Source organism: Cellulomonas sp. HZM, from assembly GCF_000708885.1.
Taxonomy (GTDB): domain Bacteria; phylum Actinomycetota; class Actinomycetes; order Actinomycetales; family Cellulomonadaceae; genus Cellulomonas.
On record NZ_JEOE01000012.1, the window covers coordinates 17,440 to 31,310 of the forward strand.

Consider the following 13,871-nt stretch of genomic DNA (forward strand, 5'->3'; position numbering starts at 1 on the left):
CTCAGGTGAGCCCACGCCTGCACCGGTACCCGTCCGACGAGGAGCCACGTTGATCGTCACCGTCACACCGAACCCGAGCCTGGACCGCACGTTCGACGTGCCGTCGCTCGCCGTCGGGGAGGTCAACCGCGCCAGCGGCACGCACGTGCACCCGGGCGGGAAGGGCATCAACGTGTCGCGCGCGCTGTCCCGCCACGGCGTCGCCACGCGTGCGGTGCTGCCGCTGGGCGGTGCGGACGGCATCGAGCTCTCGGTGCTGCTGCGGGCGCTCGACGTCGAGGTCCACGCCGTGGCGCTGGGCGGCTCGACGCGCAGCAACGTCGCGGTCGTCGACGCGTCGGGCGTGACGACCAAGGTCAACGCCGCAGGTCCGCGGCTCGCCGCGGACGAGGTGTCGGCCCTGGTGGCGGCGGTCGAGCTCGAGCTCGACGCCGTCCGCGACGACCCGTCCAGCTGGCTGGTCCTCGCCGGGAGCGTGCCCGAGGGCGCGGGCGAGGACCTGTACCCCCGGCTGGTGGCGGCGGCACGGGCGCGGGGGGTCGCGGTCGCGGTCGACGCCTCGGGAGACGATCTCGCCGGCACGGTCGCCGCGGGGGGCACCGACCTGCTCAAGCCGAACCTCGAGGAGCTGTGGCACCTGCTCGGGCACACGCCGACGACCGTCGGCGGAGTCGCGGACGGGGCGCGTTCCGTGCTGGGGCAGGGGCACCGTCGCGTGCTCGTGTCTCTCGGCCCCGACGGCGCCCTGCTCGTCACGCCGGACGGGACCTGGTGGGCCGGGGGACCGCCCCTGGTACCGCGCAGCACGGTCGGCGCGGGCGACTGCACGCTCGCCGGCTTCCTGTCGGCGGACGGCGCGCCCGCCGAGCGTCTGCGCACGGCGGTCGCGTGGGGGCGCGCGGCGGTCTCCCTCCCGGGCAGCGCGGCGCCCGGTCCCGACGACCTCGACCTCGCGGCCGTGCGCGTCGTCCCGGATCCCCCCGCGGACGCGCTGCCCCGCGACCTCGCGCCGGTCGCCACCGGCTGACCGCCGTGGCCCGCCGCGCGCGCACGCACGACCCCGTACCCCGAGCCGTACCAGCACCTGTACCAGTACCCGCACGAAGGAGGACCACGATGCCCGAACGCACCGTCGCGATCGGTTCGCGCCAGGGGCTGCACGCCCGTCCCGCCACGCTCCTCGCCCAGGCCGCGGGCTCCGCCGGCGTGCCCGTCACGATCGCCAAGCCGGGGGGTGCTCCGGTCGACGCCGCCAGCATGCTGCTCGTCATGACCCTGACGGCGGCCCAGGGCGACGAGGTCGTCCTCGCCGCCGACGGTCCCGACGCCGACCGGGTGCTCGACGAGCTCGCAGAGCTCCTCGCGCGCGACCTGGACGACGAGTGATGTCCGTCGCGGCGGACGCGCACACGTTCCAGGGCGTCGGCGTCGGACGGGGGCTCGTCGTCGGGCCTGTCGCCAAGGCGTACCCGTCTCCGACGCTCCCGGCGGACGGCGGCGGGAGCCCGGACGACCTGGTGCCCGCGTTCGACCGCGTCGCACAGCTCCTGACGGCTCGCGCGCAGGCCGCCACCGGCGCGCTCGCGGACGTGCTCGCAGCGACCGCTCAGATGGCGCAGGACCCCGCACTGCGTGGTGAGGCCACGCGACGGGTCGACGCGGGCGAGAGCCCGGCGGAGGCGGTGGACCGGGCGGTCGCCCGGTTCGTGGACATGTTCACCGCCGCGGGCGGCATGCTCGCCGAACGCGTCACCGACCTGCGGTCCGTGCGCGACAGGGTGGTCGCCGAGCTCCTCGGGCTCGACGAGCCGGGTGTCCCGGCGCTCGACCGCCCGAGCGTCGTCGTCGCCTCCGACCTCGCGCCCGCGGACACCGCGGTGCTCGACGTCGAGAAGGTGCTCGCGATCGTGACGCAGCACGGCGGCCCCACCGGGCACACCGCGATCATCGCGGGCCAGCTCGGCATCCCGTGCGTGGTGCGCGCCACCGGCGTGATGCAGGTCCCGGTGGGCGCCGAGGTCGCGGTCGACGCCGCCGCGGGCACCGTGGTGCTCGACCCCGACCCCGCCGTGCGCGACGAGGCCCGAGTGCGCACCGAGGCGGCACGCAGCCTCGCGCAGGACACCGCGCCGGGGGCGACGAAGGACGGCCACGCCGTCAAGCTCCTCGCGAACATCGGCACGCCGCAGGACGCGCACCGCGCCGCGGGGCACGCAGTCGAGGGCGTCGGCCTGTTCCGCACCGAGGTGCTGTTCCTCGAGAGCGCCACGGCACCGACGCTCGACGAGCAGGTGGCGGTCTACTCCGAGGTGCTCGGTGCGTTCGCCGGTGGCAAGGTCGTCGTGCGCACGCTCGACGCGGGGGCCGACAAGCCGCTCGCGTTCGCGACCCAGCCCGACGAGGAGAACCCCGCCCTCGGGGTGCGCGGGTACCGCCTCGTGCGTCGTGTCCCGGAGCTGCTGCGCACCCAGCTCGAGGCACTCGCGCGCGCGGCCGAGGTCACGGGTACCACGCCGTGGGTCATGGCTCCCATGATCTCGACGGCGCAGGAGGCGGCCGACTTCGTCGCGACCGCCCGCGACGCCGGGCTGAGCGGGCCCGTCGGCGTCATGGTCGAGGTGCCGGCCGCCGCGCTGCGCGCACGCGACGTGCTGGACGTCGCGGACTTCGTCTCGATCGGGACCAACGACCTCGCGCAGTACACGATGGCGACCGACCGCCTGCGTGGCACGCTCGTCGACCTGCTCGACCCGTGGCAGCCCGCCGTGCTCGAGCTCGTCGCGACGACGGCGCGCGCGGCCGGCGAGGCCGACCGCTCCGCCGGTGTGTGCGGCGAGTCGGCCGCCGACCCGCTCATGGCGCTCGTGCTGACCGGGCTCGGCGTGACGAGCCTGTCGATGAGCCTGGGTGCCGTCCCCGCGGTGCGGTACGCGCTGCGGTCCCACACTCTCCAGGAGTGCCGTACGGCGGCGGAGGCGGCCCTCGCGGCCCGCACGGCGCACGACGCGCGGGCCGCCGTGCGGTCTCTCGCGGACCCCGGCGTGGTCGCCAGCCTGGCGCTGTGACGCGCGTACCCTGACGCGCATGGCGCACGAACCGTCCGGCGACGCCGGGAAGAACCTGCCCGCCGAGCTGCACGACCCGGAGACCGACCCGCTCGCGACGTACGTGCTCGAGCCCGACGACGTGCGCACCCTGCTCGAACGCGTCGTCGCCTCGCCGGGCGCCGCGACGCACGTCTCGCACGCTCCGTACACGGGCGCGCCGATCGCTGCCGTGCCGATGTCCACCCCCGACGACGTGGTGCGTGCGGCCCGCGAGGCACGCGCGGCCCAGCGGCTGTGGGTCGCCCGTCCGCTGCGCGAGCGCACCGCGGTGGTCGCGCGCTTCCACGACCTCGTGCTCGACCGGCAGAGCGACGTGCTCGACCTCATCCAGCTCGAGAACGGCAAGGCGCGTGTGTCGGCCTTCGAGGAGGTGTGCGACATCGCCCTCGTCGCGCGGCACTACGTCGCGCGCGCCCGGCGCTACCTCGCGCCGCGCCGCGTCGGCGGGCTCGTGCCCGGGCTGACGAGCGTGCGAGTGCTGCGTCACCCGGTCGGCGTCGTCGGCATCATCGCGCCCTGGAACTTCCCGCTGACGCTGACGATCGGCGACGTGATCCCGGCGCTCGTCGCGGGCAACGCGGTGATCCTGCGCCCCGACCCGCAGACGGCGCTGACCGCGCTGTGGGCGGCCGAGCAGCTCGAGGAGGCGGGCCTGCCCGCCGGGCTGCTGCAGGTCGTCGTGGGCGACGGCCCGCACGTCGGCGGCGCCGTCGTGGAGAACGTCGACCACGTGTCGTTCACGGGCTCGACGCGCACCGGCCGCGTGGTCGGTGCGCAGGCCGGCGGCCTGCTGGTCCCCGCGACGCTCGAGCTCGGCGGCAAGAACCCGATGTACGTCGCCGACGACGTGGACGTCGAGGTCGTCGCCGAGGGTGCGGTACGCGCGTGCTTCGTCGGCACCGGGCAGGTGTGCGTCTCGATCGAGCGCGTCTACGTGCGCGAGGAGGTGTACGACGAGTTCGCCGCCGCGTTCGTACGCCGCACGCGTGAGCTGGTCCTCGGCGCCGGGCTCGACTACCGATCGGACGTCGGCTCGCTCACGTCGGCGGCGCAGCTCGCGACCGTCGTCGAGCACGTCGAGGACGCGATCGGGCACGGCGCGACCGTGCTGGCCGGCGGGGTGCACCGCACGGACCTCGGCCCGTGGTTCTACGAGCCGACGATCCTCGCCGACGTGCCCACCGAGGCGCGTCTGCACCGTGAGGAGACCTTCGGTCCGGTGGTCGCCCTGTACCGCGTCGCGTCCGACGACGAGGCGGTCGCCGCGATGAACGACACCGAGTACGGCCTGAACGCGAGCATCTGGACCGCGGACGCACGGCGGGGTGCCGCGCTCGCGGCGCGCGTGCGCTCGGGCTCGGTCAACGTCAACGAGGGCTACGTCGCGACGTGGGGCTCGGTCGGCGCACCGCAGGGCGGCGTCGGCGCTTCCGGGATGGGCGCGCGGCACGGGCGCGAGGGGCTGTGGGAGACCACGCGGCTGCAGACGATCGGCGTGCAGCGCGGCGTGCACGGGCTCGTCGGGAACCGTGGCCCGAGCATCGGCCTGAACCGGCTGTTCGGCCTCGGCCGCGAGGTGTGGCCGCAGGTCTACGGCGAGCTGCTGCGCGCGATGAAGGCCGCCCGCCTGCCCTGAGCGGGTCCCGTCACGACGCGCCGGCCACCTCGACCGCCTGGCGGGCGATCGCGAGCTCCTCGTTGGTCGGGAGCACGACGACCGTCGTCCGGCTCGCGTCCGTCGAGATGATCGTCGGCGCCTTCTTGCGGCCCGCGTTGCGCTCCGCGTCGAGCTCGATCCCCAGCGGGGCGAGTCCCTCGAGCGCACCGGCGCGGACCTGGTCGTCGTTCTCGCCGACGCCCGCCGTGAACGCGATCGCGTCGACGCGGCCCAGGACCGCCGCGTAGGCGCCCACGTACTTCTTGATCCGGTGCGTGTAGACCTCGAGGGCCGTGCGCGCGTGCTCGTCGCCGTCGGCCGCCAGCTGGTGGACCGCGCGCAGGTCGTTCTCGCCCGACATGCCCTTGAGCCCCGATCGCCGGTTGAGCAGGTCGTCGATCTCGTCGACCGACATTCCGGCGTTGCGCTGCAGGTGGATGAGCACCGCCGGGTCGATGTCGCCCGAGCGGGTGCCCATGACGAGCCCCTCGAGCGGCGTCAGGCCCATCGACGTGTCGACCGCGTGCCCACCGCGCACGGCGGACGCCGACGCGCCGTTGCCGAGGTGCAGCACGATCGTGTTGGTGTCCTCGAGCGGGCGGCCCAGGAACGCCGCGACCTCGCGCGAGACGTACTGGTGCGACGTGCCGTGCGCGCCGTACCGGCGCACCTGGTAGGCGGCGGCGACGTCGCGGTCGATCGCGTAGGTCGCCGCGGCCGCGGGCAGGTCGTGGAAGAACGCGGTGTCGAACACGGCGACGTGCGGGACGTCGGGCAGCAGCTCGCGCGCGACGCGGATGCCCGTGAGGTTCGGCGGGTTGTGCAGCGGTGCGAGCGGTGACAGCTCGTCGATCTGCCGCTCGACCTCGGCGTCGACGAGCACCGGGCCCGAGAACCGCGGCCCGCCCTGCACCACGCGGTGGCCCACCGCGACGACGTGCGCGTCCGCGAGCGACGGCCCGACCTCGTCGAACAGGCCCAGCACGATCCGCAGGCCGACGCCGTGGTCGGGCACCGGGAGCTCGCGCTGCGTCACCGCGTCGCCGACCTCGTGCCGGACCGACCCCGCGGCCTCGCCGATGCGCTCGACGATGCCCGACGCACGCGCCTCGCCGGTCGTGGGGTCGACGAGCTGGTACTTGATCGACGACGAGCCCGAGTTGACGACCAGCACGCTGCCGGTGGAGTCGCTCACGAGGTGCCTTCCTTCGCAGCCTGCGCGCCGACCTGCTCGGCCTGCGCCTGGATCGCGGTGATCGCGACGGTGTTGACGATGTCCTGCACGAGCGCCCCGCGTGACAGGTCGTTGACCGGCTTGCGCAGCCCCTGCAGCACCGGGCCGATCGCGACGGCGCCTGCCGAGCGCTGCACGGCCTTGTACGTGTTGTTGCCGGTGTTGAGGTCGGGGAAGACGAAGACGGTGGCCCTGCCGGCGACCGCCGAGTCGGGCAGCTTGGTCTTCGCGACCGACGCGTCGACGGCGGCGTCGTACTGGATCGGACCCTCGACGGACAGGTCCGGGCGGCGCTCGCGCACCAGCGCGGTGGCCTGCCGCACCTTGTCGACGTCGGCGCCCGTGCCGGACTCGCCCGTCGAGTAGGAGAGCATCGCGATGCGCGGCTCGATGCCGAACTGCTCGGCGGTGCCGGCCGACGAGATCGCGATGTCGGCGAGCTGCTCCGCGGTGGGGTCGGGGATGACGGCGCAGTCGGCGTACACCAGCACGCGGTCCTCGAGGCACATGAGGAACGCGCTCGAGACGTTCGAGACGCCCGGCGCGGTCTTGATGATCTCGAACGACGGCTTGATGGTGTGCGCCGTGGTGTGCGCGGCCCCCGAGACCATGCCGTCGGCGAGCCCGAGCTGCACCATCATCGTGCCGAAGTACGACACCGACGGGACGATCTCCCGCGCCCGCTCGACCGTCATGCCCTTGTGCGCGCGCATCTGCGCGTACTCCTGCGCGAACCGGTCGACCCACTGCGGGTCGTGCGGGTCGACCACCTGCGCGTCGTCGATCGCGAGGCCCAGCTCGGCCGCGCGCGTGCGGATCGTCGTCTCGTCGCCCAGGATCGTCAGGTCCGCGACCTGGCGCTGCAGCAGCGTCGAGGCGGCGCGCAGGATGCGGTCGTCCTCGCCCTCCGGCAGCACGATGCGCTTGCGGTCGCCGCGTGCGCGGTCCAGCAGCGCGTACTCGAACATGAGCGGCGTGACGACCTCGGGACGGGCGACGTCGAGCGCCGCGAGCAGCGCGGCGCCGTCGATGTGCTGCTCGAACGTCGCGAGCGCGGTCTGCACCTTGCGCTCGGAGTCGGCGGTCAGACGCCCGCGCGTCGAGGCGGCCGCGCTCGCGGAGCGGAACGAGCCCAGGCTCGTCGAGATGATGGGCAGCCGGCTGCCGAGGCCCTCGACGAGGCGGGTCACGGTCGGGGCGGGGTCGAAGCCGCCGTTGAGGATGATGCCCGCGAGCGTCGGGAACCCCTCGGCCTGGTGGGCCAGGAGCAGCCCCAGCAGCACGTCCGAGCGGTCCCCGGGGGTGATGACGACGGCGCCGTCCGCGAGCCGGTCCAGCAGGTGCTCGATCGACATGGCCCCGACGAGGACGTCGAGCACCTCGCGTGCCAGCAGCCCCTCGTCGCCGGCGATCTGCGTGCCACCGACCGCCTCCATGAGCTGCCCCACGGTGGGGGCCGTGAGCAGCGGGCTCTCCGGGAGCGCCCACGCGGGCGTGCCGTCCTTGGTCAACGCCTCGCGCACCGCGTCGAGCCCGCCCGGCGCGCACCGGTTCGCGACGACCGCCGCGACCTGCGCGTGGTTCGCGTCGAGCTCGGCCACCGCGACCTCCACGGCCTGGTGCAGCGCCTCGGGCTTGCGCCCGCGCCCGTTGACCACGAGCACCACGGGCGCCGCGAGGTTCGCCGCGATGCGCGCGTTGTACGCGAGCTCGGTGGGACCGGCGACGTCCGTGTAGTCGGTCCCGACGACGACGACGGCGTCGCACTGCTTCTCGACGTCGTGGAACCGCGTGATGATCCGCGACAGCGCGGCCTCGGGGTCGGGCAGCAGCTCCTCGTAGGTCACGCCGACGCACTCGTCGTACTCGAGGTCCACGCCGTCGTGCTCGAGCAGCAGCTCGAGCACGAAGTCCTTGGTCTCGGTGGACCTGGCCACCGGGCGGAACACACCGACGCGCTGCACGGTGCGGGTGAGCAGGTCCACGAGCCCGAGGGCGACGACGGACTTGCCGGTGTCACCCTCGGGCGAGGCGACGTAGATGGTGCGGGCCACGGTGGCGGTTCTCTCCTCGGGCAGGCGGACCGGGGGCGGGCAGGGGCTCGCCCCCGGTCCTGGTGCTGGTTCTACTCGTTGTCGCCGCCGGTGGCCAGGGTCGCGGCGACCTGGCCCTCGTCGGACTGGTCCTGCGCGTCGGGCCACACCCAGTCGCGCACCTCGGGCAGGTCGTCGCCGTGCTCGCGCGTGTACTCACGCGCTGCGATGCGGCTGTCGACCATCTTCTGGCGCAGGCCGGCCTGGGCGGTGCGCAGGCTCGGCACCTGGTCGATGACGTCCATCACGAGGTGGAACCGGTCGAGGTCGTTGAGCATGACCATGTCGAACGGCGTCGTCGTCGTGCCCTCCTCCTTGTAGCCGCGCACGTGGATGTTCGCGTGGCCGTGCCGGCGGTAGGTGAGGCGGTGGATGAGCCACGGGTAGCCGTGGTACGCGAAGATCACCGGCCGGTCGTCGGTGAACAGCCCGTCGAAGTCCTTGTCGGACAGGCCGTGCGGGTGCTCGCGCTCGTCCTGCAGGCGCATGAGGTCCACGACGTTGATGACGCGCACCTTGAGGTCGGGGATCTCGCGGCGCAGGATGTCGGCCGCCGCGAGCACCTCGAGCGTCGGCACGTCGCCCGCCGCACCGAGCACCACGTCCGGCTTCTCGCCGGGCGTCTCGGTGCCCGCCCACTCCCAGATGCCCAGGCCACGCGTGCAGTGCGCCACGGCCTCGTCCATCGTCAGGAAGTTCGGTGCCGGCTGCTTGCCGCTGACCACCACGTTGACGTACTGCCGGCTGCGCAGGCAGTGGTCGTAGGTCGACAGCAGCGTGTTCGCGTCCGGCGGGAAGTACACCCGCACGACCTCGGCCTTCTTGTTCACCACGTGGTCGACGAAGCCGGGGTCCTGGTGGCTGAAGCCGTTGTGGTCCTGGCGCCACACGTGGCTCGAGAGCAGGTAGTTGAGGCTCGCGATGGGCCGGCGCCACGGGATGTGGTTGGTGACCTTGAGCCACTTGGCGTGCTGGTTGAACATCGAGTCGATGATGTGGATGAACGCCTCGTAGCAGTTGAACAGGCCGTGCCGGCCCGTCAGCAGGTACCCCTCGAGCCAGCCCTGGCACTGGTGCTCGCTGAGCATCTCGAGCACGCGGCCCGCGCGGGCGAGGTGCTCGTCGACGTCGGCACCGTAGAACTGCGCGTTCCACTGCTTGTCCGTCACGTCGAACACCGCCTGCAGGCGGTTGGACGCCGTCTCGTCGGGCCCGAAGATGCGGAAGTTGTCGGGGTTCTGCTTGATGACGTCCGTGAGCCAGGTGCCCAGCACGCGTGGCGCCTCGGAGATCGACCCGCCCGGGACGGGCACGTCGACCGCGTAGTCGCGGAAGTCGGGCAGCCGCAGGTCCTTGAGCAGCAGGCCGCCGTTGGCGTGCGGGTTGGCGCTCATCCGCAGGTCGCCCTCGGGTGCGAGCGCCGCGACGTCGTCGATGATGCGGCCGTTCTCGTCGAACAGCTCCTCCGGCTTGTACGACGACAGCCAGGCGCGCAGCACCTCGAGGTGCTCCGGGGTGTCGCGCGCGTTCGACAGCGGCACCTGGTGCGCGCGCCACGAGCCCGTGGTCTTCTTGCCGTCGATGTAGTCGGGTCCCGTCCAGCCCTTGGGCGTGCGGAACACGATCATGGGCCAGCGCGGGCGGCTCTCGTCGCCGTCCGCGGCGCGCGCCTTGATCTCGGCGATCTCGTCGAGCACCTCGTCGAGCAGCGCGGCGAACCGGCCGTGGATGCTCTGGTGCGTCTCGTCGTCGAAGCCCGCGACGAACACGTGCGGCTTGTGGCCGTAGCCCTCCATGAGGGAGACGAGCTCGTCGTCGTCGATGCGCGCGAGCACCGTCGGGTTCGCGATCTTGTAGCCGTTGAGGTGCAGGATCGGCAGCACGACGCCGTCGTGGACGGGGTTGACGAACTTGTTGGAGTGCCAGCTGGTCGCGAGCGGGCCGGTCTCGGCCTCGCCGTCGCCCACGATCGTGGCGACGAGCAGGTCCTTGTTGTCGAACGCCGCGCCGTACGCGTGCGAGAGCGCGTAGCCGAGCTCGCCGCCCTCGTGGATCGATCCCGGGGTCTCGGGTGCGACGTGCGACGGGATGCCGCCCGGGAACGAGAACTGGCGGAACAGGCGGCGCAGGCCCTCGGCGTCCTGCGTGATGTCGGAGTAGTACTCCGAGTACGTGCCGTCGAGGTACGCGCTCGCGACCAGGCCGGGTCCGCCGTGCCCGGGACCCGTGACGTAGATCGTCGACTGCTGGCGCTCCGCGATCGCGCGGTTGAGGTGCGCGTACAGGAAGTTCAGTCCGGTCGTGGTGCCCCAGTGGCCGAGCAGGCGCGGCTTGACGTCGTCGCGCGTGAGCGGCGTGCGCAGCAGCGGGTTGTCGATCAGGTAGATCTGCCCGACCGACATGTAGTTCGCGGCGCGCCACCACTTGTCGATGCGCTCGAGGGTCTCGGTGTCCACCGCGCTGCCGCTCCCGGTGCGCCAGGAGGTCGACGTCTGCGTCGTCGTGCTCATGCGTGCTCCCCGTGGTCGTCCGGCGGCTCCCGCCGGGTCCGTCACCAACCAAGTACCAGCCAACCGCGTCCCGGGACCCGGGTGCGGGACCTCCGTCCCGCACGACCCCCGGCGACCGGTGCCACGTCACTGCCCATACAACCCCAGATCGGGCCAGGGCGCAGGGGGGTGCGCGTGAACGGTCGGTGCGGGCACGACGACGCGGCGCCGCAGGTCAGCGTGCCGGGGCGCTCGGATCCGGGCGGGCGCGCGCACCGTGTCGAGGGCGTCCGGGTTACCGTGGGGCGTGACCGAGCAGATCCCCGCGCCCACGGACGTCGGCGTGCCGCCGTCCGACGAGCGCGAGGACGCCGTCGGCCCCGCAGCCGAGCCGTCGTCGGCGGCGCCTCCGTCGTCCGGGTCGTCGGGGTCCGCCTGGGAGGTCGAGGGACGTCGGCCGCCCACGACGATGCTGCGCGCGGCGCTGCGTCCGCGCATGCTCGGGATGCTGCTGCTCCTGCTCGCGGCGGCCGCGGTGTGCGCGCGGCTCGGCGTGTGGCAGCTGGACCGCGCGCACGTGCGCGGTGACGCCGACCGTGACCGTCAGGTCGAGCAGACCGAGCAGCTCGCGGCCGTCCCGGTCGTCGACGTCCTCGCGCCGCAGACGACGTTCCGAGGCGAGCTCGTCGGGCGCAAGGTCGCCGCGTCCGGGACGTACGACGCCGCGGCGCAGCTGCTGGTCCCCGGACGCGAGCACGACGGCCGCACGGGCTTCCTGGTGCTGACGCCCCTGCGTACCGCGGACGGCGTGCTGCCCGTGGTGCGCGGGTGGGTCACGTCGGCGACGGACGCGGGTGACCCGCCCGCCGGCCCGGTGCAGGTCGAGGGGTACCTGCAGGCCTCGGAGCAGGCGGGGTCCGGCATCGCCGACGGCCGCACGGACGCGATCAGCTCCGCCGAGCTGGTCAGCGACTGGGGCGGACCCATCTGGACGGGCTACGTGGTGCTGTCGTCGAGCACACCTGCCCAGGGCGGGCTCGCGCTGCTCGATCCGCCGAAGGTCACGGGTCAGGACCTCAACCTGCAGAGCCTCGGGTACGCCGCGCAGTGGTGGATCTTCGGTGCGTTCGCGGTGCTGCTGTGGCTGCGGCTGGTGCGTGACGAGGCGCGGGGCGGCGTCCCTCGCCGGCGGGTGGACGCCGCCGCGTGACGCATGTCCCATCGGGACGCGTGTCCCACTGAGACATTCCGGCGTATCGTCGGGGACGTGACCGACGACCGACGCGAGCGCAAGGCGCGCCGCACCCGCGACGCCATCGCGGACGCAGCCCTCGAGCTGATCCTCGAGCACGGGTCCGACGCCGTGGGCGTCGAGGACATCACGAACCGCGTCGACGTCTCGCGCCGCACGTTCAGCCGCTACTTCGCGACCAAGGAGGAGGCGGCGCTCGACTTCCTGCGCCGTGACCTCGCCGACCTCAACGCCGCGCTCGCCGGACGCCCGGCCGACGAGCGCCTCGTCGACGCCTACGTCACCGTGCTGCACGCCTGGGTGCGCGACGACGCCGAGGCGTGGCAGCGCGTCCCTCGTCGCCGCGAGATCCTGCGGCTGGCCGCGACGGAGCCGGCGATCGGTGCCGCGTACCGGCAGATCATCGCCGACGCCCAGGACGAGACCGCGCGTGTGGCTGCCGACCGGCTCGGCCTGGACGCGGACAGCGCCGCGAGCGACCTTCGGCCCGTCGTGCTCGCGGGCATCGCGACAGCGGGGCTCACGGCGGCCGGACGCGCCTGGGTGGCAGGCGCCGACGGCGACCTGCCGGGGCTCGTCGAGCGCGTGTTCGCGCTGCTGCACACCGAGCTCTCCGCCTTCTCGCCGACCGCCTGACGCACCTCGCGCCCCTGGCACCCACCTCTTTACTCGAACCTCCCACCGGAGCCCAGCCATGCCCTGCGACCCCCGCTCCGAGACGACCCGCCCGGACCGTCTCGCGCCCGACAACCTCCCGCGCCACGCGAGCGCCGTGCGCGCCCTGCAGGTGCTGCGGGGTCCGCGGATCTGGGTGTTCCCGACGATCGCCGTCGGCGTCGTCGCCCTCGCGCTGTCCCTGCTGTACATGGGCGGGATCCTCAACCCGCAGGCGGACCTCGAGGACCTGCCGATCGCGCTGGTGTCCTCCGACGAGGGGGCGGACGTCGGCGGCGGCCGCCTCGAGGCGGGTGCGGACGTCGTCGAGGCGATCACGTCCGCCGCCGACGGGTCGATCGACTGGCGCGTGATGCCCGCCGACGAGGCGCGCACCGCGCTCGCGCGCGACGAGGTGTTCGGCGCGCTCGAGATCCCGTCGGACTTCTCCGCGTCGCTCGCGGCGCTCGCGGCCAGCTCCGACGGCAGCGCGGCACCGACGATGACGGTGCTCACCAACCAGGCCGCGGGCAGCCTCGGCTCGAGCTTCGCGTCGAGCGCCGCGCAGGCCGCCGCGCACGGCGCGTCCGCACAGCTCGGGGAGAAGCTGACGGCTCAGGCCCAGGCTGCCGGCGGCTCGTCGGCCCCGACCAACGCGACCCGGCTCATGCTGGCCGACCCCGTGACCGTGACGGTCGAGCCGGGGCACGCGCTCGGCAAGCACTCCGGCGCGGGGCTCAGCGCGTTCTACTACACGCTGCTGCTCGTGCTCGCGGGGTTCGTCGGCGCGACGATCGTGCACACCGCGGTCGACGGTGCGCTCGGGTACGCCGACACCGAGTACGGGCCGTTCCACCGTCGGCGCGACGCGGTCGCGATCAGCCGCACCCAGACGTTCCTCGTGAAGTCGGCCATCTCCGTGGTGCTGGCCGTGCTCACCTCGGCGCTCATCATGCTCGCGACGATCGGGCTGCTCGGCATGGATGCCGGCCACCTGCCGCTGCTCTTCGCGTTCTCGGTGTGCGCGTCCGCGTCGGTCGCGGTGGGCGTGCACGCGATCAACACCGCGTTCGGCACGGCCGGGCAGCTGGTGTCGATGTTCGTGTTCGTGGTGCTCGCGCTGCCGTCGTCGGGAGCCACCGTGCCGCTCCAGGCGCTCCCCGACTTCTACCGGTTCCTCGCGACGTTCGAGCCGATGCGCCAGCTGTCCGACGGTGTGCGCTCGATCCTCTACTTCGACGCGCAGGCCACCGGCGCGCTCCCGCGGGCGTGGTCGATGATCGCGCTCGGCCTGGTGCTCGCGCTGGTCGCCGGCCTCGTCACGGCACGCGTCTACGACCGCCGGGGGCTGCGCCGGCTGGGGCACCCGGCGGCGGCCTGACGAA

10 protein-coding genes are annotated in these 13,871 nt (G+C 73.6%); 7 read left to right on the plus strand and 3 right to left on the minus strand.

Annotated elements, in window-relative coordinates:
* The first annotated feature begins 49 nt into the window (after positions 1-49).
* The 4 genes from AW16_RS0108480 (at position 50) to AW16_RS0108495 (ending at position 4,743) form a co-directional block, all read left to right on the plus strand.
* Positions 50-1,027 carry a 1-phosphofructokinase family hexose kinase gene (locus tag AW16_RS0108480; protein WP_029289649.1) on the plus strand — a complete coding sequence of 326 codons (978 nt, stop codon included), beginning with the start codon at positions 50-52 and terminating at the stop codon, positions 1,025-1,027.
* An 89-nt stretch (positions 1,028-1,116) separates the two neighbouring features.
* Complete coding sequence (locus AW16_RS0108485) at positions 1,117-1,386, plus strand: HPr family phosphocarrier protein (RefSeq protein WP_029289650.1); 270 nt, start codon at positions 1,117-1,119, stop codon at positions 1,384-1,386.
* Positions 1,386-3,065, plus strand: coding sequence for a phosphoenolpyruvate--protein phosphotransferase (gene ptsP, locus AW16_RS0108490; RefSeq protein ID WP_029289652.1), 1,680 nt, complete (start codon positions 1,386-1,388; stop codon positions 3,063-3,065). The genes AW16_RS0108485 and ptsP overlap by 1 nt, the downstream gene beginning before the upstream one ends.
* A gap of 19 nt (positions 3,066-3,084) precedes the next feature.
* Positions 3,085-4,743 carry a succinic semialdehyde dehydrogenase gene (locus tag AW16_RS0108495; protein WP_029289654.1) on the plus strand — a complete coding sequence of 553 codons (1,659 nt, stop codon included), beginning with the start codon at positions 3,085-3,087 and terminating at the stop codon, positions 4,741-4,743.
* A 10-nt stretch (positions 4,744-4,753) separates the two neighbouring features.
* On the opposite strand, the gene AW16_RS0108500 is transcribed toward AW16_RS0108495, so the two are convergent.
* The 3 genes from AW16_RS0108500 to AW16_RS0108510 form a co-directional block, all read right to left on the minus strand.
* Positions 4,754-5,959 (minus strand): acetate/propionate family kinase, encoded by a 1,206-nt coding sequence (locus AW16_RS0108500; RefSeq protein ID WP_029289655.1) that lies wholly within the window; start codon positions 5,957-5,959, stop codon positions 4,754-4,756.
* A complete protein-coding gene (pta, locus tag AW16_RS0108505) occupies positions 5,956-8,052 on the minus strand; it encodes a phosphate acetyltransferase (protein ID WP_029289656.1) in 2,097 nt (698 codons plus the stop codon). The genes AW16_RS0108500 and pta overlap by 4 nt, the downstream gene beginning before the upstream one ends.
* A gap of 71 nt (positions 8,053-8,123) precedes the next feature.
* The gene (locus AW16_RS0108510) at positions 8,124-10,601 is read right to left on the minus strand and encodes a phosphoketolase (RefSeq protein ID WP_029289658.1); all 2,478 of its coding nucleotides are present in this window, start codon (positions 10,599-10,601) and stop codon (positions 8,124-8,126) included.
* A gap of 286 nt (positions 10,602-10,887) precedes the next feature.
* Here AW16_RS0108510 and AW16_RS0108515 point away from each other — a divergent pair, with 286 nt between their 5' ends.
* Genes AW16_RS0108515 through AW16_RS0108525 form a run of 3 tightly spaced genes read left to right on the plus strand, consistent with a single transcriptional unit; the run spans position 10,888 to position 13,867 of the window.
* Positions 10,888-11,790, plus strand: a complete 903-nt coding sequence (locus tag AW16_RS0108515; RefSeq protein ID WP_231495983.1) for an SURF1 family protein — start codon at positions 10,888-10,890, stop codon at positions 11,788-11,790.
* A gap of 57 nt (positions 11,791-11,847) precedes the next feature.
* Positions 11,848-12,468, plus strand: coding sequence for a TetR family transcriptional regulator (locus tag AW16_RS0108520; protein ID WP_197021592.1), 621 nt, complete (start codon positions 11,848-11,850; stop codon positions 12,466-12,468).
* Positions 12,469-12,526: 58 nt separating this feature from the next.
* Positions 12,527-13,867, plus strand: coding sequence for a DUF3533 domain-containing protein (locus tag AW16_RS0108525; RefSeq protein WP_081861545.1), 1,341 nt, complete (start codon positions 12,527-12,529; stop codon positions 13,865-13,867).
* Positions 13,868-13,871 lie beyond the last annotated feature (4 nt).